The following is a 25,830-nucleotide window of genomic DNA, read 5'->3' as shown; positions in this document are numbered from 1 at the left end:
CCGCCGCCGGCCGCCGCCTCTCCCCGCCCCTGGCCGGCGCGCTATGTCCCTCAATGGGCCATTCACGGCTGTGGGCTTTCGCGGTGTCCGGTACCCCCGCCCCCAGCTCAGGCCTCCGCGCGCACGCCGCCCAGCTTCCGGTAGACGGCCCGAAGCTGCCCCGCCGCCACGTCCAGGGGAACGCCGAGGGCGTCCGCGATCAGCTCGACGGCCACCCCGGCCGCGACCAGTTCCGCGACCCGCAGCTCGGTCTCACTGAGCACCACGGACGAATCCCCTCTCCTCGGCGAGTAGTCACTGCCCATCGGCGGCGGCGAGCTCGTCGGCCAGTCCCGACCGCCCGGCGACGCCGAGCTTGCGGTAGACCCGCGTCAGATGCTGTTCGACCGTGCTCACGGTGATGTACAGCATCCCGGCGATCTGCCGGTTGGTCCGGCCCTCCGCCGCGAGCTCGGCGACCCTCAGCTCGGCTTCGCTCAGCGCCGACGTCACGATCTGGTCCGGGCGCGGAACACCCGGCCTCGGCGTGGCCGGCTGACCCAGCGGCGGCCGGGGTGTCGACTGCCGGCCGGCCTGCCGCGGCACGTGGACCGGCTTGACCAGGCTGGAGGAACGCTCCGCGCGCTGGCTCAGCTGGTTGAGCCAGCGCATCGTGCGAGCCAGCTGCAGCCGGTCGCCCGACGCCTTGAAGGACTCCGCGGCCCGGGTCAGCAGGCCGTGGCGGGCCGCCGAGTCACCTGTGAGCCCCAGCACCCGCAGGGCGGAGCCGCGCGAGTAGGCGTCGGTCGGCGCCGCGCATCCGAGCTGCTGTTGCGCCAGCTCGACCGCCGGCGTCGGGTTGCCCAGCCGCAGGTGGGCCTCCGCGAGGTCGGTGCGCCACGGCGCGATCGTCGGCAGGTCGAGGTCCCATTCGTGCAGCATCCGCCGGCACCGCTGGAAATCGCTGACCGCGGCGAGCCCGCGATTGGTCGCCAGGTGGAACTGGCCACGCGCCCGCAGGTACCGGACTCCGCCCAGGGTCGTCATCGCCGCTTCCGGCAGCGGATACCGCAGCACGGCGGCAGCCTCCTTGAACGCACCGGCCGCGGTGTGCGCGGTCAGCAGCGTCGCCAGCGGGTAGCTGATCGCGACGCCCCAGTTCTGGCCGTCCAGCATGGCCAGCGCCCGGTTCGCCTGCTCCGCGGCGGCCGCGACCTCGCCCCGGCGCAGCAGCAGGCTCGCGCCGATGGCGTCGAGCATCGCCTTCCACGCCACCGCGCCGCGGTACTCCGCCTCCTCGGACAGCGAGGTGCACCAGCCAGCGGCCCGGTCGGCCTTGTCGTCGTAGGCCAGCGCGAGGATGGCGGTGGCCAGCGCCTCCAGGGAGGTGTCCGAGAGCCGGCAGTTCTGGAGGATCCGTTCCGCGCAGCCCGAAGTCTCCTCGGTCGCGCCGGTCCGCCAGATCGCGGCCAGCGAGTTCGCCGTGTGCAGCCAGGGATCGCCCGTTTCGGCCGTGGCCACCGAGGCGCCGTAGTGCCAGTGCCCGGCGAGGCTGAGCTCGGCCGCGGTTCGCGGATCGAGCGGTTCGACGTCGTCCTCGAACGCCACGACCGCGCGCTCGAACGTCTCGCGCTCACCGAACCACAGCGACTGCCGCGCGAGCGCGATCCGGTCGGACTGGTCCAGCGAGTCGCCCTGGCGCAGGACGGCCAGGTGCGGTGCGGCGGCCGCCGGGTTCACCCGCCAGGTGATCTTGGCGAGCAGCTGCGAGATCGTCTGCTGCTCCCACCGTGCCGTCGCCACCGACGCGGCGAGCTTCAGGCAGCGGGCGGCGAAGTCGATGTCGTCGCCGAGCATGACCTGTTCCGCCGCCACCACCAGCGTCGGCAGCGCCCACTCGGCGCCGGCCTCGCCCGCGGTCACGAGATGCCGGGCGACGTCGGCGGCGGGCAGCCCCCGCAGGTGCTTCACCTCGGCCGCCCGGGCGTGCAACCGGGCCTTCTCGGGCCCGCGCAGCCCGCCCACGACGGCGGCCGCGGCCGGCGGCCGGAACCGGACGCCGGCGACCAGTCCCGTGCCGGCGAGCCACCCGGTGGACGTCTCGGCGTCGCGGGGGTCCACCCCGGCGACGATGGCCACGGCGTCGGTGGTGACCTCGGTGTCCAGCACCGCGATCGCGGTCGCGACCTCGCGCAGCGGCGAGCCATAGCGGTTCAGCAGCCGCTGCACCGCCTCGGAGTACGCGGAACCGGCGTCCGCGCTGCCGCGGTGGGCGTCGATCAAAGCGTTGACCAGCAACGGGTTTCCGGCACTCAGCTCGTGGATGCGTTCGGGCAGCAGCCCGTCGTGCCCGTCGCCCGCCATCAGGTCCGCGATCGCCCGCACCGAAAGCGGTTCGAGCTGCACGTGCCGGTGCGGCTGGCCGGCGAACGGCAGCGCGCCGCCCGCGTCCCACGAATCGGTGTGGTTGAGCACCACCAGCAACGCGGCCGAACGCGTCCGGCGCTGCAGTCGCAGCAAGAGCCGGGCGGAGGTCTCGTCCACGTGGTGGAGGTCGTCGACGGCCACGAGCACGGCGCGCTCGCGGGCCAGCCGGTGGATCGCGCTGCACAGCCCGGCGATCCGCTCGTCGGTGTCCCCGGCGCCGAAGGACTCGGTCAGGGCTCGCGGCCGCGCGGGACTCGCCAGCAGCTGGTCGATCACACCGCCGTCCACGTCCCGCTCGTCGGCGGCGCCGGTCGCGCTGAGCGTGAGGATGCCCAGCTCCTTGGCCCGTGCCATCACCTGGTTCTGCAGGTGTGTCTTCCCGCTGGCCGGTCCCCCACCGACCAGCACGGTCTCTCCCGTCCCAGCGTCACATTCGATCAGCAAGCCCTCGAGAAAAGTCAAGGCCTCCTGCGGGTCGTTGCGGCGGTTCTGCCCCCAGATCGCGCCCATACCAAGCTCCTCGAAGAAGGCAATTCGCTTCTTGCCCTATCGACGGTCGCAGCACGTCCCTAAGTGCGGCCAACCGCAATCTAAAGTCACCCGAAGGGACGACTTGACTACGCACGGTCGCTGCGTGCTAGGGGTTGCCGGTCCGGCGAACGGACCGGAGACTTCCTGAACTGTGACTGCCCTGAACGAGAAATCGAGCCGGTGGATCCGGCGATTCCACGCGGCCGACGACGCCGCGGTGCGACTGGTGTGCCTGCCGCACGCAGGCGGGTCCGCGACCGCTTACTTCCCGTTCTCGCGGGCGGCCGCCGAGGCCGGGCTGGACGCCGACGTCATCGCCGTGCAGTATCCGGGCCGGCAGGACCGGCGGGGAGAGCGGTGCTTCGACGAACTCGCCGCGATGGCCGACGTCATCACCGACGACCTCGGCCAGTGGTCCGACCGGCCGGTGGCGCTGTTCGGCCACAGCATGGGCGCGACGCTCGGCTACGAGGTCGCGCGCCGGCTTCAGGCCCGGGGCGCGCGGCCGCTGGGCCTGTTCGCGTCCGCGTGCCCGGCGCCGTCCGTGCCGCGGTCCGAGTACGTCCACCAGCGCGACGACGACGGTTTGATCGCCGCCCTCAAGGAGATCAGCGGCGCCGACAGCGCCGACAGCGCCGTATTCGGCGACGACGAGCTGCTGCGCATGGTGCTGCCCGCCATCCGCGGGGACTACACCGCCGTCGAGACCTACCGCCACGAGGCCGGGCGCGAGCTGGACTGTCCGATCCAGGTGCTGCTGGGAGCGGACGATCCCGTCGTCGACCTCGCCGAGACCGGTGCCTGGCGGGCCCACACCACCGGCGACTGTGCCGTGGAGGTCCTGGCAGGCGGACACTTCTACCTGAACGCCCAGCTCGACGGCGTGCTGACCACCGTCGCCGCCCGCCTGCGGGACTGGCGGGAAGAGTCGCTCGCTCCGGCAACCCGGAACACGGGTGGCTAGGGGGGAGTAAACCCCAGCTCGCCTTCAGGTGCCGCCCCCATGGTCCGCAGGGCCCGGGTCCGCGAAACTGGATACATCAAGGAAAACAGACCGGACCACCGCCCTCGGAGGTAGCGATGATGGCCATTCAGACCGCTCCTGGTGTCACCCAGCGGATGCTTCGCGACGGGCGTCTCGAGCTGATCTGCAACAGCACCAGCCGCCAGGTGGAGTGCGAACCGGTCGCCGCGGCCATGTGGATCGCGCTCAAGCAGCACAACGGCGACATCGACGGCGCCAGCGCCGTCCTCGCCGCGCTGTGGGAGACCGATGTCGAGACCATCCGCTACGACATGATCGCCCTGGCCGGCTCCCTGTGCTCCCTCGGCCTCCTCACCGAGGTATGACCCCGTGGCCCGATTGGCCCGGTTTCAGGTGCTCGCCCAAGGCCGTGAATGGCACATTGAGGGACATAGAGTCCCTCAATGTGCCATTCACGGCCGTTCCGTTGACCACCCGCGACCCGGCCGCAGCGCGAATCCCCCAAGCGCGAACAGGGCGCTTGGGGGATTGAGACTCGCGTGATCAGATGGGTTTGGTGTCCAGTTCTTCGTCCAGGAGGGCGAAGAGGTCCTCGGCGCTGGCGTTCTCGATGTCCGCGGGCTCGTCGGGGGCCGAGTAGGAGGCCAGCAGGGCGGTCAGGCGGGTGACCAGCTTCTCGCGTGCGGACTCGTCCAGGGCGGTGTCTCGCAGCGCGTTCTCGAGGGCGGCCAGCTGGGAATCCACCACGGACGGCTGGTCCGCCAGGCCCGCACCGAGGAACCCGGCCACGGCGGTGGCGGAGGGATAGTCGAAGATCAGGGTGGCCGGCAGGCGCCGCCCGGACACCTCGTCCAGCCGGTTCCGCAACTCGATCGCCGTCAGTGAATCGAAGCCGAGCTCGATGAACCCCTTCCGGGGGTCGATCGCGTCCGGACGCTCGTGCCCGAGCACCACCGCGGCGGTGCCGCACACGAGGTCGAGCAGCGCCCGCTCCCGCTCCCCGGCGGGCAGTGCCACGATCCGGGCCCACGAGTCGTCGGCGACCGTGGCCCGCCGCCGCGCGCCACCACGCACCAGTCCCCGCAACATCGGCGGCACGCCCTGCGCGTCCGCCCGGAGCCCGGACACGTCGAGCCGGACCGGCACCAGCGCCGGCTGCTCGGTGCCGAACGTCGCGTCGAACAGCTCGAGCCCGTCCGTGAACGACAGCCCGGCCACCCCGGATCGCGCCATCCGGACCAGGTCGGTTTCCCCGAGCGCGTCCGCCATGCCGGCGGACCACAGTCCCCACGACAGCGACACCGCCGGCAATCCGAGCGCCGCACGATGGTGGGCCAGCGCGTCGAGGAACACGTTCCCGGCCGAGTAGTTCGCCTGCCCGGCCGAACCCAGCGTCCCGGCGACGGAGGAGAACAGCACGAACGCGGCCAGGTCGAGATCCGCGGTCAGCTCGTGCAGGTGCCAGGCCGCGTCCAGCTTCGGCCGCAGCACCGTGTCCATCCGTTCCGGGGTCAGCGCGAGCAGCACCCCGTCGTCCAGGACACCGGCCGTGTGCACGACCGCGGTCAGCGGATGCCCGGCAGGCACGCCGGCCACCAACTCGGCTGCCGCGGCCCGATCCGCGAGATCGCAGGCCACCACCGAAACCGAAGCGCCCAGCTCCGCCAGCTCCGCCTTGAGCTCCGCCGCTCCCGGCGCCGCCACGCCACGACGGCTGGTGAGCAGCAGGTGGCGCACGTCGTGCGCGGTCACCAGGTGCCGCGCGATCAGCCGGCCCAGCGCGCCGGTGCCGCCGGTGACCAGTACGGTTCCGTCCGGATTCAGCGACGGCGTCCGGATCTCGGGGGCGAACTTCGCCAGCCGGTGCACCAGCACCGCCCCGTCCCGGACGGCGACGCCGGGCTCACCGGCGTACATCGCCCCGAGCACCGTGTCCAGCGCCGGTTCGCCGCCGTCGACGTCGACCACCATGAACCGATCCGGGTATTCCAGCTGGGCCGACCGGACGACGCCCCACAGCGCGGCGTGGGTGAGGTCGTCAACGCCTTCCCCGGGACGCGTCGCGATGGCGTTGGAGGCGACGACGACCAGCCGTGAACCGGCCAGCGCCTGCTCGCCGATCCAGGCCCGCACCAAAGCCAGGAGCCGATGGGTGGCCTCGCGCGCCACCGCGGGCGATGCCGTCCCGGGCGACGCGAACGTCGCGATCACCACGTCCGGGACGGCCGACCCCGCCTGCACGGCATCGGCGAGTGCGGCAAGGTCTACATAGGACTCCCCGCCGAGGCCGAAGGGGTCCGCGCCGAGCACCGCGCGCGAGCCGGCGGTCGCGGCATCGCCGGTGTAGGGCAGCCATTCCACCCGGAACAGCGAGTCGCCGGCGGCCGGCCGCCCGGCCGAGGCGAACGCGTCGTCGGCGATCGGCCGGAAGGCCAGTGACTCCACGGTCAGCACCGGCGCCCCGGTGGGATCGGTGGCGGTGAGCGACACGGTGTTCTCGACATCCGCCGAGAGCAGCACGCGCAGGCTCGATGCCCCGGTGGCGTGCAGCGAAACCCCGCTCCACGCGAACGGCAACGCCGGCTTGTCCTCCGTCAGCCCGGCGAGGCCGATGGTGTGCAGCCCGGCATCCAGCAGGGCCGGGTGCACCCCGAACGGCGAACCGTCGGCGTGTTCCGGCAGGGCGACTTCGGCGGCCAGGGTGTTCCCGTCGCGCCAGACCCGGCGCAGCCCGGCGAAGACCGGCCCGTAGTCGAAGCCCTGGGCGGCGAGTTCGTCGTAGCGACCGGTCACGTCGATCTCGACGGCCCCGGCCGGGGGCCACTCCGCGACGGCCGCGGGCGTGTCCGCCGACGGCGACAGCCTGCCGCTGGCGTGTTTCGTCCACTCCCCGGCGTCCCCCGCCCGCGAGTAGATGCCCAGCGAGCGGGCGCCCGACTCGTCCTCCGCACCCACCGTCACCTGGACCGGGACGGCTCCGTGTTCGGGCAGGATCAGCGGCACCGCGAGCGTCAGCTCGTCGAGCCTCGCGCAGTTCACCTCGTCGCCTGCCCGCACGGCCAGTTCGACGAAAGCCGTCCCGGGGAACAAGGGCACACCCTGCACGACGTGGTCGCCGAGCCACGGCTGTGCGCTCAGCGAGAGCTTCCCCGTGAGCACGACGCCGCCGGTGTCGGCGGTCGTCACGACCGCGCCCAGCAGCGGGTGCCCGGCGTCGAGCTGCCCGACCTCGGTGACCCCGCGGACGCGGGCGCCGGTCGGGTTCTCCAGCCAGTAACGCTTGCGCTGGAAGGCATAAGTCGGCAGCTCGACCCGCTCGCCCCCGGCGTAGAACGCCGCGAAGTCCACGGTGGAACCGCTGACGAAGAGCGACGCGACCGTGGCGGCCGCCGACTCGGCTTCGGGACGGTCCTTGCGCAGCACCGGGACGAACGTCGCCCGGTCGTCCGCGCCCAGGCAGGTCTGGCCCATCGCGGTGAGCACCGCCGACGGACCGACCTCGACGAACGTCGTGACGCCCGCGTCGAGCAGGGTGCGGATCCCGTCGGCGAACCGGACGGCGTCGCGGACCTGGCTCACCCAGTACTCGGGCGAGGTCAGGTCGGCGTCGGGGGAAACCGTGGAGACGATCGGGATCTCCGGCGCGCGATAGGTCAGTTTCCGCGCGATCGAAGCGAAGTCCGCCAGCATCGGCTCCATCAGCGCCGAGTGGAACGCGTGCGAAACCTTCAGCCGCGTGGTCTTCTCGAACTTCGACGCCACGGTGAGCACGGCGTCCTCGTCACCGGACAGCACCACGGAAGCGGGCCCGTTGACCGCGGCGATCGACACGCCGCCGGTCAGCAACGGCACGACGTCGGCTTCGGCCGCCGCCACGGCGACCATCGCGCCCCCGGTGGGCAGCGCCTGCATCAGCCGCGCCCGCGCCGTCACCAGCGTGCAGGCGTCTTCGAGCGAGAGCACGCCGGCGACGTGCGCCGCGGCCAGCTCGCCGATCGAGTGCCCGAGCAGGTGGTCCGGCTGGACGCCCCAGGACTCGAGCAGGCGGAACACCGCGACCTCGATGGCGAACAACGCGGGCTGGGTGTACCCGGTCTCGTCGGAGCCGAGCACGGTCTTCAGTGGAACGTCCAGGTGCTTGTCCAGCTCGGCGGCCACCAGGTCGAAGACCTCGGAGAACGCGGGGTACGCCGCCGCCAGCTCCAGCCCCATCCCGGCGCGCTGCGCGCCCTGGCCGGTGAACAGGAACGCCGTTCGCCCGGTCTGCGCCACGCCCTCGACGACGCCCGCCGGCCGGCCCGCCGCGTACTCGGTGAGCGCCCGGATCGCGCCCGCCCGGTCGGCGGCCACGACGCCGGCGCGGTACTCGGCGAGAGTGCGGGTGGTCGCCAACGAAAACCCGATGTCCACAGTGGACGCGTTGCCGGCGGCGCCGGCGAGCCGGCCCGCCTGGGCCCGCAGAGCCGCCGGGTCGTTGGCGGACAGCAGCCAGGTCACCGGCCCGTCGTCCGGCGTGGCCGCGGCCACCGGGTCACCCTGCTCGACGATCACGTGCGCGTTGGTCCCGCTGATGCCGAACGACGACACCCCGGCCCGGCGCGGCCGCCCGGCCTCCGGCCACGGCCGTTCCTCGCTGAGCAGCGAGACCGTGTCCGTCCATTCGACGTGCGGCGACGGCTCTTCGGCGTGCAACGTGGGAGGGAGGACGCCGCGCCGCAGCGCCTCCACCATCTTGATCACGCCGCCGACCCCGGCGGCGGCCTGGGTGTGGCCGACGTTCGACTTGAACGAACCGACGTGGAGCGGCCGCTCCGGCGTGGCCGCCTTGCCGTAGGTGGAGATCAGCGCCTGCGCCTCGATCGGGTCACCCAGCTTCGTGCCGGTGCCGTGCGCCTCGACGGCGTCCACATCGGACAGGTCAAGCCCGGCGTCGGCCAGCGCCGCGCGGATCACCCGCTGCTGCGCGGGCCCGTTCGGCACCGTGATGCCGCTCGACGCGCCGTCGGAGTTCACCGCGCTGCCGCGCAGCACCGCCAGCACGTGGTGACCGTGGCGACGCGCGTCGGAAAGCCGTTCCAGCAGCAGCATCCCGGCGCCCTCGGAGCAGCCGACGCCGTCGGCGCCGCTGCCGAACGCCTTGCAGCGCCCGTCCGGGGAAAGCCCGTGCTGCTCGCTGAAGTAGACGAACATGTCCGGCGTCACCATCACGGTCACGCCACCGGCCAGCGCCAGCGAACACTCGCCGCGGCGCAGCGCCTGGGCCGCCAGGTGCATGGCGACCAGCGACGACGAGCACGCGGTGTCGACCGACACGGACGGGCCTTCGAGCCCGAGGGTGTAGGAGACGCGGCCGGAGATCAGGCTTCCGTCACTGCTCCCGGCGCCGTAGTCGTGGTACATCACGCCGGCGAACACGCCGGTCCTGCTGCCCCGCAACGTCGACGGCACGATCCCGGCGCGTTCCACGGCCTCCCACGCCGTCTCCAGCAGCACCCGCTGCTGGGGGTCGAGCGTGAGCGCTTCACGGGGCGAGATCCCGAAGAACTCCGGCTCGAAGTCGGCGGCCTCGTAGAGGAAGCCGCCCTCCTTCGAGTACGTCGTGCCGGGACGGCCGGCGGGGTCGAACAGCGAAGCGGTGTCCCAGCCGCGGTCCTCCGGGAACTCGCCGATCGCGTCCGTGCCGCCGGCGACGAGGTCCCACAGCTGCGTGGGCGTGGTGACCCCGCCGGGGTACCGGCAGCCCATCCCGATGATCGCGATCGGCTCGGTCATCGCCGCGGTGAGCTTCTGGTTGTCCGCCTTGAGCCGCTCGTTGTCCATCATGGACTGACGCAGCGCGGCGACGATCTGCTCGGTGGACGGCGCTGGGGTGGATGGGCCGGTCACTGGGAGTCCCCTCGTTCGTCGGTCTGGGTGCCGGCCATCGCGGACCGGACCAGGTCGGCCAGGTCCATCCCGGCGATCGCCGCCACCTCGTCGGTTCCGTTGGCCTCGGCCACCTCTTCGACCGGCTCGCCGAGCTCGGGCAGCAGCTCGCCCAGCAGGAACCGGGTCAGCGGCAGCGGGCTCGGGTAGTCGAAGATCAGCGTCGCCGGCAGGCGCAGCCCGCAGGCGGCGCCGAGCCGGTTGCGCAGTTCCAGCGCGGCCAGCGAGTCGATGCCCAGGTCGGTGAAGCCCTTCTCGACGCCGACGGCCGTGGCGTCGTCGTAGCCGAGGACGGCCGCCGCGTGCTCGCAGACCAGCTGGAGCAGCGCCGTTTCCCGCTCGTCGGCCGACATCCCGGTCAGCTTCTCGGCGAACCCGGCTTCGGGCGCCGCCGTCGCCGGCCCCGCCGCCGCGGCGGCCCGCCGCGGGGCGGCCGTGACCAGGCCCCGCAGGAGGGGCGCGACGCGGTCGGCGTCACGCAGCCCGGCCAGCTTCACCGGCACCAGCGTCGGTTCACCGGCGGCCAACGCGGCGTCGAAGAGCGCGAGCCCGTCGGCCACCGGCAGTTCCGCGACGCCGGACCGGGCGATGTGCGTCAGGTCGACCGCGTCGCCGCTGCCCTCCCACGGGCCCCAGGCCAGCGAAGTCGCCGGGAGTCCCCGCGCCGCGCGGTGCCCGGCGAGCGCGTCCAGGAAGACGTTGCCCGCCGCGTAGTTCGCCTGCCCGGCGGCGAGCAGCAGGCCGCCCGCCGAGGAGTACAGCACGAACGCCTTCAGGTCGAGCGAAGCGGTCAGCTCGTGCAGGTGCCAGGCCGCGTCCACCTTGGGGCGCAGGACGTTCTCGACCTGCTCCGGCGTCAGTGCGCTCAGCACCGCGCTGTCCATCTGCCCGGCGGCGTGCACCACGGCGGTGAGGTCGCCGAGCGAGCCGACCAGCGCGGCCAGCTCGGCCCGGTCGGTGACGTCGCAGGCCGCGACGGTCACCTCGGCGCCCTGCTCGGCCAGCTCGCCGACGAGTTCGCGAGCACCCGGGGCATCGAGACCGCGACGGCTGGTCAAGACGAGGTTCCGGGCGCCGCGGGCGACCAGGTGGCGGGCCAGGTGCCCGCCGAGCAGGCCGGCGCCACCGGTGATGAGCACCGTGCCGCCGAAGTCCCACTCGACCGGGTCGCCGACCGTCGTGACCTTGGCCAGCCGGGGCACGCGGACCTCGCCGACCCGGACGATCGCTTCCGGCTCGCCGGAGGCCACCACCGCGGGCAGGGCCCGCATCGACTGGGGCAGGTCGTCGACGTCGACCACCTGGACGCGCCCGGGGTTCTCCGCCTGCGCGGCCCGGACGAGACCCCAGACCGGCGCCTGCGCGAGGTCCGGGTCGTCCGCCACCGCGTCGCGGGTGACGACCAGGAGCTTGCCCTCGAAGCCGTCGAGCCAGGTCTGCAGCTGTCCCAGGGTTTCCTGGACGGTCGCGTGGACCCGGGCCGGGACGTCCCCGTCAGCGGAGGCGACCGGCAGAACCAGGACGTCGGCCGCCACCGGCTGATCGTGGGTCGGGACGCCGAGGCCGAGGTCGTCGGAGCCGAGCACGGCCCAGCCCTCGATGGACTTGACCAGGCGGACACCGGCCGCCGGCTGCCAGTCGATCCGGTAGAGCGAGTCGGGCACCTTCGCGCCCAGCTGCCCCTCCGACACCGGCCGCGTCACCAGCGACTCGATCCAGGCGACCGGGGAGCCGGTCGCGTCGGCCAGCGCGAGCGAGGCGTCCTTGCCCTCCTTGCGGACCCACACCCGCAGGGTGGTCGCCCCCGAGGCGTGCAGCGAAACCTGGTTCCAGGCGAACGGGATCGTCGTCTCCGTCAGCGCCTTCGGCCCGCCGGGGACCAGGAAGTCCGTGGCACCCAGCGCCGAGTCCAGCAGACCCGGGTGCAGCCCGAACTCCCGGGAAGCGGTGCCCTCGGGCAGCGCCACCTCGGCGAACACCTCGGTGCCCGCGGAGCCCTCCCGCAGCCAGACCGCGCGCAGGTTCCGGAACGTCGGGCCGTAGCCGAAGCCGAGCCCGGCCAGGTCGTCGTACAACCCGCCGAGGTCGGCGGCTTCGGCGCCCTCCGGTGGCCAGACCGAGAGGTCGAACTCCGCCGGCCGCGCGCCGGCCGACAGGGTGCCGGCCGCGTGCTGGATCCAGGAGTCCCCGGGGCGCGAGTGCACCGAGAACTCGCGGCGGCCGTCCGCGCCGGGCGCGCCGACCACCACGCGGATGTCGACCCCACCCGTCTCGGGCAGCAGCAGCGGGGCCTGCTGGGTGAGCTCGTCCAGGAGGTCGCAGCCGACCTGGTCGCCGGCGTGCAGGGCCAGCTCGACGTACGCGGTGCCCGGCAGCATCGTCCGGCCCATCACCACGTGGTCGGCCAGCCAGGTCTGCCGGTCCACCGCGAGCCGCCCGGTGAGCACCGCGCCGCCGTCCGGCAGCTCCACCAGCGCGCCCAGCAGCGGGTGCCCGGCGGACTTGGCGCCGAGCGAGCCGACGTCGCCGGCCGGCTTGGTGGCGTCGAGCCAGTATTCCTTGTTCTGGAAGGCGTAGGTCGGCAGGTCCACAGTGGACGCGCCGCGCCCGGCGAACAGGGCGTGCCAGTCGGGCTTCGCGCCCCGCGAGTACAGCGTGGCGACCGCGGCGAACAGGGTCGGCACCTCGTCGCGGCCCCGGCGCAGCGCGGGCACGCCCACGACGCGGTCGGGCCGGTCGGCGGCCGCGGTGTCGCACTCGCGGACCATGCCGGTGAGCACCGCGTCCGGGCCCAGCTCGACGAACCGGGTCACCCCGGCCGTGAGCAGCGCGCCGACGCCGTCGGCGAACCGGACGGCCTCGCGCACGTGGTCCACCCAGTACTCCGGCGAGCACAGCTGCTCGGCCGTGGCGATCCGGCCGGTCACGTTGGAGACGACCGGGATGCCCGGGGCGGTGTAGGTCAGTTTCTCCGCCACCACGGCGAATTCGGCCAGCATCGGCTCCATCAGCGCGGAGTGGAAGGCGTGCGACACGACGAGCTGCTTCGTCCGCCGTCCCTGGTCGGCGAAGATCGCCATCGCGGCCTGCACGGCGGCCTCGGGACCGGAGACGACCACCGAGCGCGGGCCGTTGACCGCGGCGACGTCGACATCGGACGGGAGCGCCGCGCGCACCTCGTCTTCCGTCGCCGCGATCGCGGCCATCGTCCCGCCGGCCGGCAGTGCCTGCATGAGCCGGCCGCGAGCGGCGACCAGCGCGCAGGCGTCGGCCAGCGAGAACACCCCGGCGACGTGCGCGGCGGCCAGCTCGCCGATCGAGTGCCCGGTGACGTAGTCCGGGGTGATGCCCCACGACTCCACCAGGCGGTAGAGCGCCACCTCGATCGCGAACAGCGCGCACTGCGTGTACGCCGTGCGGTTCAGCAGCTCACCGTCCGCGGAGCCCTTCTCCGCCCAGATGACCTGCTTGAGGGGCACCTCGGTGTCGAACAGGCCGCAGGCTTCGTCGAAGGCGCCGGCGAAGACCGGGAAGGTCTCGTAGAGCCCGCGGCCCATGCCCGGCTGCTGCGCGCCCTGTCCGGTGAACAGGAACGCGGTCAGGTCGGCCGCGCTGGTGACGCCGGTCACCGTGCCCGCCGGGGTCCCGCCGGCGGCGATGCCGTCCAGTGCCTTCAGCGCGGCGTCGCGGTCGGCCGCCAGGACCACCGAGCGGTGGTCGAGCGCGGCGCGGCCGGTGGCCAGCGAGTAGCCGACGTCGGTGAGGTCGAGCTCCGGGTTCGCCCGCAGGTGCCCGGCCAGCCGGCCCGCCTGGTCGGCGAGCGCCGCGGCCGTCGTCCCGGCGATGGGCAGCGGAACCGACGGCAACGGCGGCGCGGTCCGGCGCGGCGGCGTCGCCGTGGCCGGCGGGGCCTCCTCGATGATGATGTGCGCGTTGGTGCCGCTGATGCCGAAGGAGGAAACACCGGCCCGCCGCGGGCGGCCGTTCGGCAGCCAGGGCCGGGCCTCGGTCAGCAGCTCGATGTCGCCCGTGGTCCAGTCGACGACCGGCGACGGCGCGTCGACGTGCATGGTCTTCGGCAGCAGGTTGTGCCGCAGCGCCTGCACGACCTTGATCACGCCCGCCGCGCCGCCGGAGGCCTGCGCGTGGCCGATGTTGGACTTCACCGAGCCCAGGTACAGCGGCCGCTCGCGGTCCTGGCCGTAGGTGGCCAGCAGCGCCTGCGCCTCGATCGGGTCACCCAGCTTCGTGCCCGAGCCGTGCGCCTCGACCGCGTCCACATCGGACGGGACGAGCCCGCCCGCCGCGAGGGCCGCGCGGATCACGCGTTCCTGCGACGGCCCGTTCGGCGCGGTGAGGCCGTTCGACGCGCCGTCCTGGTTGACGGCGCTGGAGCGGACCACCGCGAGCACCTCGTGCCCGTTGCGCTGCGCGTCGGACAGCCGCTCCAGCAGGAGCAGGCCCGCGCCCTCCGCCCAGCCGACGCCGTCGGACGCCGCGGAGAAGGACTTCGACCGGCCGTTGGGCGAAAGCACGCCCTGCCGGCTGGAGTCGACGAACAGGTCCGGCTGCGAGAGCAGCGTGACCCCGCCGGCGAGCGCCAGCCCGCACTCCCCCGCCCGCAGCGCCTGCACCGCGAGGTGCAGCGTGACCAGCGAGGACGAGCACGCGGTGTCGACCGTCATGCTCGGGCCTTCCAGTCCCAGCAGGTAGGAGATGCGGCCGGAGACGACCGCGCCGGAGCTGCCGTTGGGGATGTAGGCGGCGACGTCGGCGGGCGCGCCGGGGACGCGGCTGCCGTAGTCGTCGTACATCGCGCCGGTGAAGACGCCGGTCATGCTGCCGCGCAGCACGGTCGGGTCGATGCCGGCCCGCTCGATGGCCTCCCACGCGGTCTCCAGCAGGAGCCGCTGCTGCGGGTCCATGGCCAGCGCCTCGCGCGGGCCGATGCCGAAGAACGCCGGGTCGAACAAGGTGCCTTCGTGGAGGAAGCCGCCTTCGCGGGCGTAGGTCTTGCCCCGCTTGCCGCGCTCCGGGTCGTAGATGCTCTCGATGTCCCAGCCGCGGTTCGTCGGGAACTCGGAAACCGCGTCGACCTCGTCGACCAGCAGCTGCCAGAGGTCCTCCGGCGACCGGACGCCACCGGGGTAGCGGCAGGCCATGCCGACGATCGCGATCGGCTCCTGCATCGACGCGCCGGTCCGGGCCGGGGTGGCCGGGACCTTGGCGACCGCGCCGAGCAGCTTGCCCTTGACGAAGTCGGCCACCGCCTTGGCGGTCGGGTGGTCGAAGATCAGCGTCGCCGGCAGGGTCAGGCCGGTCGCGGTGCCGAGCAGGTTGCGCAGCTCGACCGCGGCGAGGGAGTCGAAGCCGAGTTCCTTGAACGCGCGGGTGCCGTCCACTTCGGACTTGCCCGCGTAGCCGAGCACGGTGGCCACCTGGGTGCGGACGATGTCCAGCAGCACGCGGTCGCGCTCGGCGTCGGCCAGCCCGGCCAGCTCCGCGGCCAGCGCGTTGTCGGCCGCCTTCGCCGCCTTGGCGACCCGGCGTGCCTTCGGCGGGACGAACCCGCGCAGCAGCGCCGGAAGCTCGTCGGTGCGGGCCCGCAGCGCCGGGATGTCCACGCGCAGCGGGGCGATCACGGCGTCCTCGGTGCTCACCGCGGCGTCGAACAGGGCCAGCCCCTGCTCGGCGGTGACGGCGGGCAGGCCGAGCCGGGCCATCCGGGCCAGGTCGGCCTCGGCCAGTTCGCCGCCGAGGCCGGTGTTCTCGTCCCACAGGCCCCAGGCCAGCGCGGTCGCCGCGAGGCCGGTGGCCCGGCGGTGCTCGGCGAGGCCGTCGAGGAAGGCGTTGGCGGCGGCGTAGTTCGCCTGACCGGCGGGCAGCACCTGGCCGCCGGCGGAGGAGAACATCACGAACGCGGCCAGGCCGGTGGTCAGCTCGTGGAGGTGCCAGGCGGCGTCCACCTTGGCCCGCAGCACCTTGTCGAGCTGCTCGGCGGTCAGGGAGCCGAAGACCCCGCTGTCCGCCGTGCCCGCCGCGTGGACCACCGCGGTGAGGTTCCGGATGGTGGCGACCAGGTCGGTCACCGCGGCGCGGTCGGCGACGTCGCACGCGGCGACGGTGACGTTCGCGCCCAGGTCGGTCAGTTCTTCGGCGAGCTGACGCGCGCCCGGCGCGGCGAGCCCGCGACGGCTGGTGAGCACCAGGTCCCGCACGCCGTGCTCGGCGACCAGGTAGCGGGCCAGCAGGCTGCCGAGCCCGCCGGTGCCGCCGGTGATCAGCACCGTGCCGGCGGCCTGCCACGGCGAGGTGCCGCCGGGCTCCGTCCGGACGTACCGCGGCACCAGCACCGCGCCCTCGCGGACCGCCGCTTCCGGCTCGCCGGAGGCGACGACCGCCGCGAGGGTCTCGACGGTGGTCGTCGCGTCAGCGTCGACCAGGCACACCCGGCCGGGGTGTTCGGCCTGGGCACCACGCGCCAGGCCCCACAGCAGGCCCTGCGTGACGTCCACAGTGGATTCCCCGGCGGGCACCGCGTCCCGCGTCACGACCGCCAGCTTCGTGGTCGCGAACCGGGCTTCGGCCAGCCAGGCCTGGATCTCGGCGAGCAGCCAGGCGGCGTTCGCCCTGGCCGTCTCCGGCACGTCGCCGGTGGTTTCGGGCACCGTCAGCGTGACGAGCCCGGGCGCCGGCTCGCCGCGGTCGATCGCGCCGGCCAGGTCGGCGAACCCGGCGTAGGTGGCGGCCACCCCGACCCGGCCGCGGCCGACCGCGACCACCTCGGCAGCGTCCGCTTCGGACGGCGGCACGGAAACCGGCTGCCACGCGATCTTCAGCAGCGAGCCGTCCGCCTCGGCGGGCGACGCGGACAGCTCGCGGCGCACCGGACGCGAGACCAGTGAGTCGATGGTCGCGACCGGACGGCCCTCGCCGTCGGCGACCTCGATCGCCGACACCTCGTCGCCGTTGAGCCGCTCGATCCGCACCCGCAGCACCGAGGCGCCGACGGCGTGCAGCGTCACGCCGTTCCAGACGAACGGCAGCAGGGTCTCGCCGTCCGGGTCGCCCAGGAGGTCGGCGTGCATCGCGATGTCGAGCAACGCCGGGTGCAGCCCGTACGCGCTCGCCGTGGACGCCGCCGGTTCGGGCAGCGCGACCTCGGCGAACACCTCGTTGCCCCGCCGCCAGGCGGCCTTGAGCCCCTGGAAGCTCGGGCCGTAGCCGTAACCGCGGTCGTTGAGCAGCTCGTACGCGCCCTCGACCGCGATGGTTTTCGCGCCGGCCGGCGGCCACTCCGTGAGCCCGGCGGGCTCCGGCCGCGGCGCCGCGGACAGCGTGCCGATGGCGTGCTGGGTCCACTCTCCGTCGACCGAGCCGTCGACCGGCCGCGAGAAGACGGTGACCGGGCGCCGGTCGCCGTCGGCGGGGCCGACCACGACCTGCAGCGCCACGGCGCCGTCCGGCGGCAGGACGAGCGGCGCCTGCAGCGTCAGCTCTTCGACCGTCGAGTGGCCGACCTGGTCGCCCGCGGCGATGGCGAGTTCGACGAACCCGGTGCCGGGCACCAGGATCGCGCCCTTGACGACGTGGTCGGCCAGCCACGGCACCGACCCGGCGGACAGCCGGCCGGTGAGCACCGTGGTGTCCGAACCGGACAGCGGCACGACCGCGCCCAGCATCGGGTGGGCCACCGGCTGCTGCCCGACCGAGGTGACATCGCCGGACGGCGTCGCGTCGAGCCAGAAGCGCTTGTGCTGGAAGGCGTACGTCGGCAGGTCGAGCCGGATCGGGCCGTCGCCGAGCACGCGGCCCAGCCCGGCGGCGCCGCGGGCGTACAGGCGGCCGAGCGCGGCGAGCGCGGTGCGCACCTCGTCCCCGTCCCGGCGGCCGAAGGGGACGAACGCGGCGTCCGGGTCGATCTGCCTGCCGAGCGCGGTCAGCACGCTGTCCGGCCCCAGCTCGAGGAACGTCCGCACGCCGTCGGCGGCCAGCGTGGCCACCGCGTCACCGAAGCGGACGGCTTCGCGGACGTGCGTGACCCAGTATTCGGCCGAGGTCAGGTCCGCGTCCGGCGAGACCGTGGAGACGATCGGGATCTTCGGCTCGTGGAACGTCAGCCCGGCGGCGATCTCGCGGAACTCGTCGAGCATCGGCGCCATCAGCGGCGAGTGGAACGCGTGGCTCACGCGCAGCCGGCGCGTCCGGACGTCGGTGGCGCGCTCGATGCGGGACACGACGTCGGCGGCACCCGAGATGACGACCGATTCGGGGCCGTTGACGGCGGCGACGCTGACCTCGTCCTCGTGCCCGCGGATCAGCTCCCGCGCGGCCTCTTCGGTGGTGGCGAGGGAGACCATCGCCCCCGGCGGCGTGCTCAGCGCACCCATCAGCCGGCCACGAGCCGCGACCAGTTTCGCCGCGTCCTGGAGGGAAAGCACCCCGGCGACGTGCGCCGCGGCCAGCTCACCGATCGAGTGGCCGGCCAGCGCGTCGGGGACGATCCCCCACGACTCGGCGAGCCGGAAGAGCGCGACCTCCACCGCGAACAGCGCGGTCTGCGTGTACTGCGTCTGGTCGAGCAGGCCGCGGTCGGCGAGCGCGGTCGTGCCGAAGACGACGTCGCGCAGCGGCACGTCGAGCAGCGGGTCGATCGCGGCGCAGACGGCGTCGAACGCCTCCGCGAAGACGGGGTAGGCCGCGGCCAGCGCGGCACCCATCCCCACCCGCTGCGCACCCTGCCCGGAGAACAGGAACGCGAGCTTGCCCTCGGTGACGGACTCGCCGCCCTGCTCGCCGGTGGCCAGCGCGTCCAGGCCGGCGGCCAGCTCGGCCGCGGTCCCGGCGACGACCACCGCGCGGTGCTCCAGCGCGGCCCGGGTCGAGACCAGCGAGCGTGCCAGCTCGGCGACGGGGACGTCTTCGTGGTCGGCGAGGTACTCGCGCAGCCGGGCGGCTTGGCCGCGCACGGCGACCGCGGACCGGCCGGAGAGCGCGACCGGGACGACGGCTTCCGGCGTCGGCTCGGCGGGCTGCTTGACCACCACGTCGGCCGGCGCCTGCTCGATGATCACGTGGGCGTTGGTGCCGCTGATGCCGAACGACGAGACGGCGGCGCGGCGCGGGTGGCCGTTGGCGGCCCAGTCGCGCGACTCGGTGAGCAGGCGCACCGCGCCGGTCTCCCAGTCGACCACAGTGGACGGACGGTCCACGTGCAGGGTCTGCGGCAGCTGCTCGTTGCGCATCGCCATGACCATCTTGATGATGCCCGCGACGCCCGCGGCCGCCTGGGTGTGGCCGATGTTCGACTTGATCGAGCCCAGCCACAGCGGCTCGTCCTCGGCGCGGTCCTGGCCGTAGGTGGCGAGCAGGGCCTGCGCCTCGATCGGGTCGCCCAGCGTGGTGCCGGTGCCGTGGCCCTCGACGGCGTCCACTTCGGACGCCGCGAGGCCGGCGTCGGCCAGTGCCTTCGCGATCACCCGCTGCTGCGAGGGGCCGTTCGGGGCGGTGAGGCCGTTGGACGCGCCGTCGTGGTTGACCGCGGAGCCCTTGAGCAGGGCGAGCACCGGGTGCCCGTTGCGCTGGGCGTCCGACAGCCGCTCGACGAGCAGCATGCCCGCGCCCTCGCCCCAGCCGGTGCCGTCGGCCGCGTCGGCGAACGAGCGGCAGCGGCCGTCGGCGGAAAGCCCGCGCTGGCGGCTGAAGTCGACGAAGGTGTCCGGAGTGGACATCACGGTGACGCCACCGGCGAGGGCGAGCGTGCACTCGCCGCGGCGCAGCGCCTGGACCGCCCAGTGCAGGGCGACCAGCGACGACGAGCAGGCCGTGTCGACGGTGACCGTCGGGCCCTCCAGGCCGAGCGCGTAGGACACGCGGCCGGAGACCACGCTGGCGAGGCTGCCGTTGCCGAGGTAGCCCGCGATGTCGTCGGAAACCGTGCCGAGGCGGGTGCCCCAGTCGTGGTACATGACGCCGGCGAAGACGCCGGTCGCGCTGCCGCGCAGGGAAACCGGGTCGATCCCGGCCCGCTCGAACGCCTCCCAGGAGACTTCCAGCAGCAGCCGCTGCTGGGGGTCCATCGCGGCCGCCTCGCGCGGGCTGATCTCGAAGAAGTCGGCGTCGAACTCGGCGGCGTCGTGCAGGAACGCGCCGTGCTTGACGTAGCTGCGGCCGGGTTTGCCGGGCTCGGGGTCGTAGAGGGCGTCGACGTTCCAGCCGCGGTCGGCCGGGAACGGCGTGAGCGCTTCCTTCCCGCCGGCGACGAGCCGCCACAGGTCCTCCGGCGTCGCGACGCCGCCGGGGTAGCGGCAGGCGATGCCGACGATGGCGATCGGCTCCTCCGGGTCGGCCGTGGTCACCGGCGTGACCGGCTTGGCCGGGGCGAGCCCGGTGAGCCGCGTGACGATGTACTCGGCCAGCGCCCGCGGGGTCGGGTGGTCGAACACCAGCGTGGCGGGCAGCCGCATCCCGGTGACGGAGTCGAGCACGTTGCGCAGCTCCACCGCGGCGAGGGAGTCGAAGCCGAGCTCGCCGAAGGGGCGGGCCGGGCTGATCGCGGCGGCGCTGTCGTGGCCGAGCACGGCCGCGACGTGGGTGCGCACGAGGTCGAGCACCGCGCGGTCGCGGTCGGCCTCGGACAGCGCGGCGAACCGCTCGGCGAACTGCCGCTCCGGCGTGAGCGCCCCCGGGGTCGCCGCGACCCGGCGGCGGCTCGCCGGAACCAGGCCGCGCAGCAGCGCCGGAACGTCCTCGCGGGCGGCCAGCGCGGCACGGTCGACGCGGGTCGGCACGACGGCCGGGACCTCCGCGCCGACCGCGGCGTCCAGGGCGGCGAGGCTTTCGGCGGCGGTCAGCGGGGCGAGGCCCAGCCGGCCGATCCGGCTCAGGTCCTTTTCGGACAGTCCGGCGCTCATGCCGAGGGCGGCGCCGCCGTCGGTCCACAGACCCCAGGCCAGCGAGGTCGCCGGAAGGCCCTGCTCGCGGCGGTGCTCGGCCAGCGCGTCGAGGAAGGTGTTGCCCGCCGCGTAGTTCGCCTGGCCGGCACCGTCGACCAGGCCGGCCGAGGAGGAGAACACGACGAACGCGTCCAGGTCGGCGGTCAGCTCGTGCAGCGTCCAGGCCGCGTCGACCTTCGGCGCGAGGACGGTGTCGAGACGGTCGTCGGTGAGCGAGCCGATCATCGCGTCGTCGAGCACCCCGGCGGTGTGGACGACGGCGGTCAGTGGCTGCTCGATCTTCTTCAGCGCGGCCGACAGCGACCGCTTCTTGGTGACGTCACCCGCGATGACCTGCACGGTCGCGCCGGTTTCCGCCAGCTCGGCGGCCAGCTCGGCCGCGCCGGGGGCGTCGAGCCCGCGGCGGCTGAGCAGGACCAGGCTCCGGACGCCGTGGGTGGTGACGAGGTGCCGCGCGACCTGCGCGCCGAGGCCGCCGGTGCCCCCGGTGACCAGCACGGTGCCACCCGCCTGCCAGGCCGGCGCGTCGGTGTGCAGGCGAACGAGCCGCGGGGCCAGGACCCGGTCGCCGTCGATCCGCAGCTCCGGCTCGCCCGAGGCGAGCGCGGTGGCCAGGGTCCCGGCGGTGGTCTCGCCTTCGAGCAGGACGATCCGGCCGGGGTGTTCGGCCTGCGCCGACCGGACCAGCCCGCGCACGACGGAGTCGGCAAGAGTGCCGGGGGTTCGGAGAACGAGCTTCGCCGCGGCGAAGCGGTCGTCGGCGACGAACTCCTGCAGGACGGCGAGCGCGCGGTGGGCGGCCTGCTTGGCCGCCGCCGGGACGCTCCGGCCCTTCGCGGCGACCGGCACCACGACGGCGTCGGGCACGTCGGTCAGTTCGGCCAGTTCGGCCAGCTCGGTGACCTCGACGGTCGCGAACTCGGCGTCCGAAGCCGCGACCGGCGTCCATTCGACGGTGTGCAGCAGGTCTTCGGCCCGCGGGCCCAGGTCGGCCTCGCGGACCGGGCGGCTGCGGAACGACTCCACCGACAGCACGGGCGCGCCCGCCGCGTCGGTGACCTCGATGGCGACCCCGCCGGTGGCCGGGGACGTGATCCGCACCCGCACCTCGGTGGCGCCGGAAGCGTGCAGCCGCACCCCGGTCCACGCGAACGGCAGCCGGATCTCGCCGGCCTCCCTGGCCTCGCCGGGGGCGTAGTCGGTGGCGTGCAGCACGGCGTCGAGCAGCGCCGGGTGGATCCCGAAGGCCTCGTCACGGCCGGCGGGCAGGGCGACCTCGGCGAACACAGTGCCGTCTCCGTCGTCGCGCTTCCACGCCGTCCGCAGACCCTGGAAAAGCGCGCCGTAGCCGTAGCCCTGGGCCGCCAGCTCTTCGTACAGCTCGCTCGTGGCGACGACCTCGGCGCCCGACGGCGGCCACTCGGTGAGCGGGGCGGGCTCCTCGGCCGGGGCCTCGGCCAGCACGCCGACCGCGTGGCGGGTCCAGGCGACGTCGTGGGCGGCCCGCGAGTAGAACTCGATAGTGCGGCGGCCGTCCTCGGCCGGGCCGACCACGGCCTGCAGCGCGACCCCGCCATCGTCCGGCACGGGCAGCGGCGCCTGCAGGGTCAGCTCGTCGACGACGTCACAGCCCGCTTGCTCGGCGGCGTGCAGGGCCATCTCGACGAACGCGGTGCCGGGCAGCAGAGCGGTGCCCGCGATGGTGTGGTCGGCGAGCCACGGGTGGGTCCGCAGGCCGATCCGGCCGGTCAGGACCAGGCCGTCGTGGTCGGCCAGGCCGATCTCGGCGGCCAGCAGCGGGTGCCCGGAGGCGAGCTGGCCGAGGTCGGCCGCGTCGCCGTGGCCCTGCGGCGCGGTGAGCCAGAAGTGCTTGCGCTGGAAGGCGTACGTCGGCAGGTCGACCGCGCGGGCCGAGCCGAAGAACGCGGCCCAGCCGACCGGCACGCCACGGGTGTGCAGCCGGCCGAGCGCGCCGGCGAGCGCCGGGACCTCGGCGTGCCCGCGGCGCAGCGCGGGGACGAAGGCGATGTCGTTGCCGTGCGGGCCGGTGGCGGCCATGGCGGACAGGACGGCGTCGGGACCGACCTCGATCGCGGTGGTGACGCCCGCCGCGGCGAGCGCGGCGACGCCGTCGGCGAACCGGACGGCGCGGCGCACGTGCCAAAGCCAGTAGCCGGGCGAGCACAGCTCCTCGGGTGTGGCCAGGCGGCCCGTGACGTTCGAGACGACCGGGATCGACGGCGGCGCGAAGTCGACGACCTCCAGGATCTCCCGGAACTCGGCCAGCATCGGCTCCATCAGCGGCGAGTGGAACGCATGGGACACGCGCAGCTCGCTGGTCTTGCGGCCCTGCATCCGGAACACCGACACGACGGTGTCGACGGCTTCCCGTTCGCCGGAGACCACGACCGAGGCCGGGCCGTTCACGGCGGCGATGCTCACGCCCTCGTCGAGCAGCGGCAGGACCTCGTCCTCGGTCGCGGCGACCGCGACCATCACGCCGCCCGCGGGCAGCGCCTGCATCAGGCGGCCCCGCGCGGCGACGACCATGCAGGCGTCGGCCAGGCTCCAGACGCCGGCGATGTGCGCGGCGGCGAGCTCGCCGATCGAGTGGCCGAGCAGGATGTCCGGCTTGACCCCCCACGATTCCAGCAGCCGGGCGACCGCGACCTCGATCGCGAACAGCACGCACTGCGCGTACTGGGTGCCGTTCAGCTCCTCGGCGTCCTCGCCGAAGAGGACGTCGCGCAGCGGGCGGTCCATCTGCACGTCGAGGTGGTCGACGGCCTCGTCGAAGACCTCCGCGAACACGGGGTAGGCGAGGTAGAGCTCCTTGCCCATCGCGAGCCGCTGCGAGCCCTGCCCGGTGAACAGCATCGCGAGCTTGCCCGGGGTGCGCTCGCCGGTGACGACGGCGGCGTCTTGCTCACCCGCGGCGAGCGCGCGCAGGCCGCGGACCGCGTCCTCGGTGCTCTGGGCGACGACGACGGCGCGGTGGTCGTGCGCGGCGCGCGTCCCGGCCAGCGAGAAGCCGACCTCGGTGAGGTCCGCGGACGCTACGGCGGACACCAGCTTTTCCGCCTGTGCCCGCAGCGCTTCCTCACTACGGGCCGAGACGACGAGGGGCACGATCGGGAGCGGCTCGGTGGCTCCTTCGTCGTCCGCGGTCTCGGGCGCCTGCTCGATGATGACGTGCGCGTTGGTGCCGCTGACGCCGAACGACGAGACGCCGGCGCGGCGCGGCCGCTCGACCGCCGGCCACGCGCGGGCCTCGGTCAGCAGCTCGACCGCGCCCGCGGTCCAGTCGACGTGCGGGCTCGGCGCGTCGACGTGCAGGGTCTTCGGCACGTGGCCGCGGCGGATCGCCTCGACCACCTTGATCACGCCGGCCACCCCGGCCGCGGCCTGGGTGTGGCCGATGTTGGACTTGATCGAGCCGAGCAGCAGCGGCGTCTCGCGGTCCTGGCCGTAGGTGGCGAGCAGGGCCTGCGCCTCGATCGGGTCGCCGAGCCGGGTGCCGGTGCCGTGCGCCTCGACGACGTCCACTTCGGACGGTGCCAGCCGCGCGTCGGCGAGCGCGCGGTGGATGACGCGCTGCTGCGACGGGCCGTTGGGGGCGGTGAGGCCGTTGGAGGCGCCGTCGGAGTTGATGGCCGTGCCGCGCACGACGGCGAGCACGGTGTGCCCGTTGGCGACCGCGTCGGAAAGCCGTTCCAGCACCAGGACACCGACGCCTTCGGCGAACCCGGTGCCGTCGGCCGCGGCGGCGAAGGCCTTGCAGCGGCCGTCCTCGGCGAGGCCGCGCTGGCGGCTGAACGCGGTGAAGGTCCCCGGGCCGCCCATGACGGCGACCCCGCCGGCGAGGGCGAGCTGGGTTTCCCCGCGGCGCAGGGCCTGCACGGCGAGGTGCAGCGCGACGAGCGAACCGGAGCACGCGGTGTCGACGGTCAGGGTCGGGCCTTCGAGGCCGAGCGCGTAGGCGACGCGGCCGGAGACGACGCTGGGCGCGTTGCCGGTGAGCAGGTATCCGTCGAGGCCGTCCGGGGCCTCGTGCAGGCGCGGGCCGTACTCCTGGGCCTCGGCGCCGATGAAGACGCCCGCGGGCGTGCCGCGCAGGGTCGTCGGGTCGATCTTGGCGCGCTCCAGGGCTTCCCACGCCGTCTCGAGCACCAGCCGCTGCTGCGGGTCCATCGCGGACGCCTCACGCGGGGAGATGCCGAAGAAGCCGGCGTCGAACTCCCCCGCGTCGGGCAGGAAGCCGCCGGAGGTGACGTAGCTGCTGCCCGGACGGTCGGGGTCGGGGTCGTACAGGCCGTCGAGGTCCCAGCCACGGTTGTCCGGGAACCCGCTGATGGTGTGGACCTCTTCGGCCACGAGCCGCCACAGCTCCTCGGGCGAGGCGGCCCCGCCCGGGTAGCGGCAGCCGATGCCGACGATGACGACCGGCTCGTCCGCCGACCCCGCCACCACCGGTCCACTGTCGACGACCTCGGCGCCGAACACCAGCGCGTGCAGGAAGCGCGCGACGGCGACCGGGGTCGGGTGGTCGAACACCAGGGTGACCGGCAGGTCGAGCCCGGTGGCGTCGGTGAGCCGCGCGTGCAGCTCCACCGCCGCCAGGGAGTCGAACCCGTGGTCGGAGAACGCCTTTTCCGGGTCGAGCACCGCGGGCACATCCGGCCGGGCCGCCAGCAGCGCGGCTCGCGTGGCGTCGTGGACGACGTCCGCCAGGAATGCCGCGCGGTCACCGGAGGGCAGTTCGGTCAGCCGCTCCGCGAACCCGGGCTCCCGCTTCGATTCGGTCTCAAACTCACGCATTCCGCACTCCACCGCTGTAGCAAGCCAGCATTCATGGTCGTCTTGATCGATCGTAGGTCGGCGCGCGTCGCGGCCGGATCCCCTGAAAAGCGTTCTAGGGGCGGGGAAATCGACGGTCGGTCCGGATCGGACGCGCATCGCCGCACCGAACACCCGCCGCCGCTGTCGGCAACCCGCCAGCGCCCCAATGTGGCGTTGGGTGCGTCTGAC

At 74.0% G+C, this 25,830-nt stretch carries 6 protein-coding genes; 2 read left to right on the top strand and 4 right to left on the bottom strand.

All coding sequences use genetic code 11. The annotated features are described in order from the left end of the window. Nucleotides 1-107: 107 nt before the first annotated feature. Nucleotides 108-266, bottom strand: coding sequence for a hypothetical protein (locus AB0M82_RS23490; RefSeq protein WP_364725414.1), 159 nt, complete (start codon nt 264-266; stop codon nt 108-110). Nucleotides 267-294: 28 nt separating this feature from the next. Then, on the bottom strand, nt 295-2,916 hold the full coding sequence (locus tag AB0M82_RS23485; RefSeq protein WP_364725411.1) for a LuxR C-terminal-related transcriptional regulator: 2,622 nt from the start codon (nt 2,914-2,916) through the stop codon (nt 295-297). A 172-nt stretch (nt 2,917-3,088) separates the two neighbouring features. On the opposite strand from AB0M82_RS23485, the gene AB0M82_RS23480 reads away from it, so the two are divergent. Both AB0M82_RS23480 and AB0M82_RS23475 read left to right on the top strand, forming a co-directional pair. Further along, a complete protein-coding gene (locus tag AB0M82_RS23480; RefSeq protein ID WP_364725409.1) occupies nt 3,089-3,901 on the top strand; it encodes an alpha/beta fold hydrolase in 813 nt (270 codons plus the stop codon). 116 nt (nt 3,902-4,017) lie between these two features. Next, entirely contained in the window at nt 4,018-4,287 is a 270-nt protein-coding gene (locus tag AB0M82_RS23475; protein WP_364725406.1) for a hypothetical protein, read from the top strand. A gap of 178 nt (nt 4,288-4,465) precedes the next feature. Here AB0M82_RS23475 and AB0M82_RS23470 read toward each other — a convergent pair whose 3' ends face one another. After that, nucleotides 4,466-9,808, bottom strand: a complete 5,343-nt coding sequence (locus tag AB0M82_RS23470; protein WP_364725403.1) for a type I polyketide synthase — start codon at nt 9,806-9,808, stop codon at nt 4,466-4,468. Then, on the bottom strand, nt 9,805-25,620 hold the full coding sequence (locus tag AB0M82_RS23465; RefSeq protein ID WP_364725400.1) for a type I polyketide synthase: 15,816 nt from the start codon (nt 25,618-25,620) through the stop codon (nt 9,805-9,807). Before AB0M82_RS23465 ends, AB0M82_RS23470 begins: the two co-directional genes overlap by 4 nt. Between the last annotated feature and the right edge of the window lie 210 nt (nt 25,621-25,830).

The sequence above is a fragment of the Amycolatopsis sp. NPDC051128 genome, assembly GCF_040682715.1.
Taxonomy (GTDB): domain Bacteria; phylum Actinomycetota; class Actinomycetes; order Mycobacteriales; family Pseudonocardiaceae; genus Amycolatopsis.
This window is presented reverse-complemented; position numbering and strand designations above follow the sequence as displayed.

Coding starts and splice junctions, on each gene's coding strand:
- AB0M82_RS23485 (WP_364725411.1), bottom strand. CDS start 2,916: ATGGGCGCGATCTGGGGGCAGAACCGCCGCAACGACCCGCAGGAGGCC.
- AB0M82_RS23465 (WP_364725400.1), bottom strand. CDS start 25,620: ATGCGTGAGTTTGAGACCGAATCGAAGCGGGAGCCCGGGTTCGCGGAG.
- AB0M82_RS23475 (WP_364725406.1), top strand. CDS start 4,018: ATGATGGCCATTCAGACCGCTCCTGGTGTCACCCAGCGGATGCTTCGC.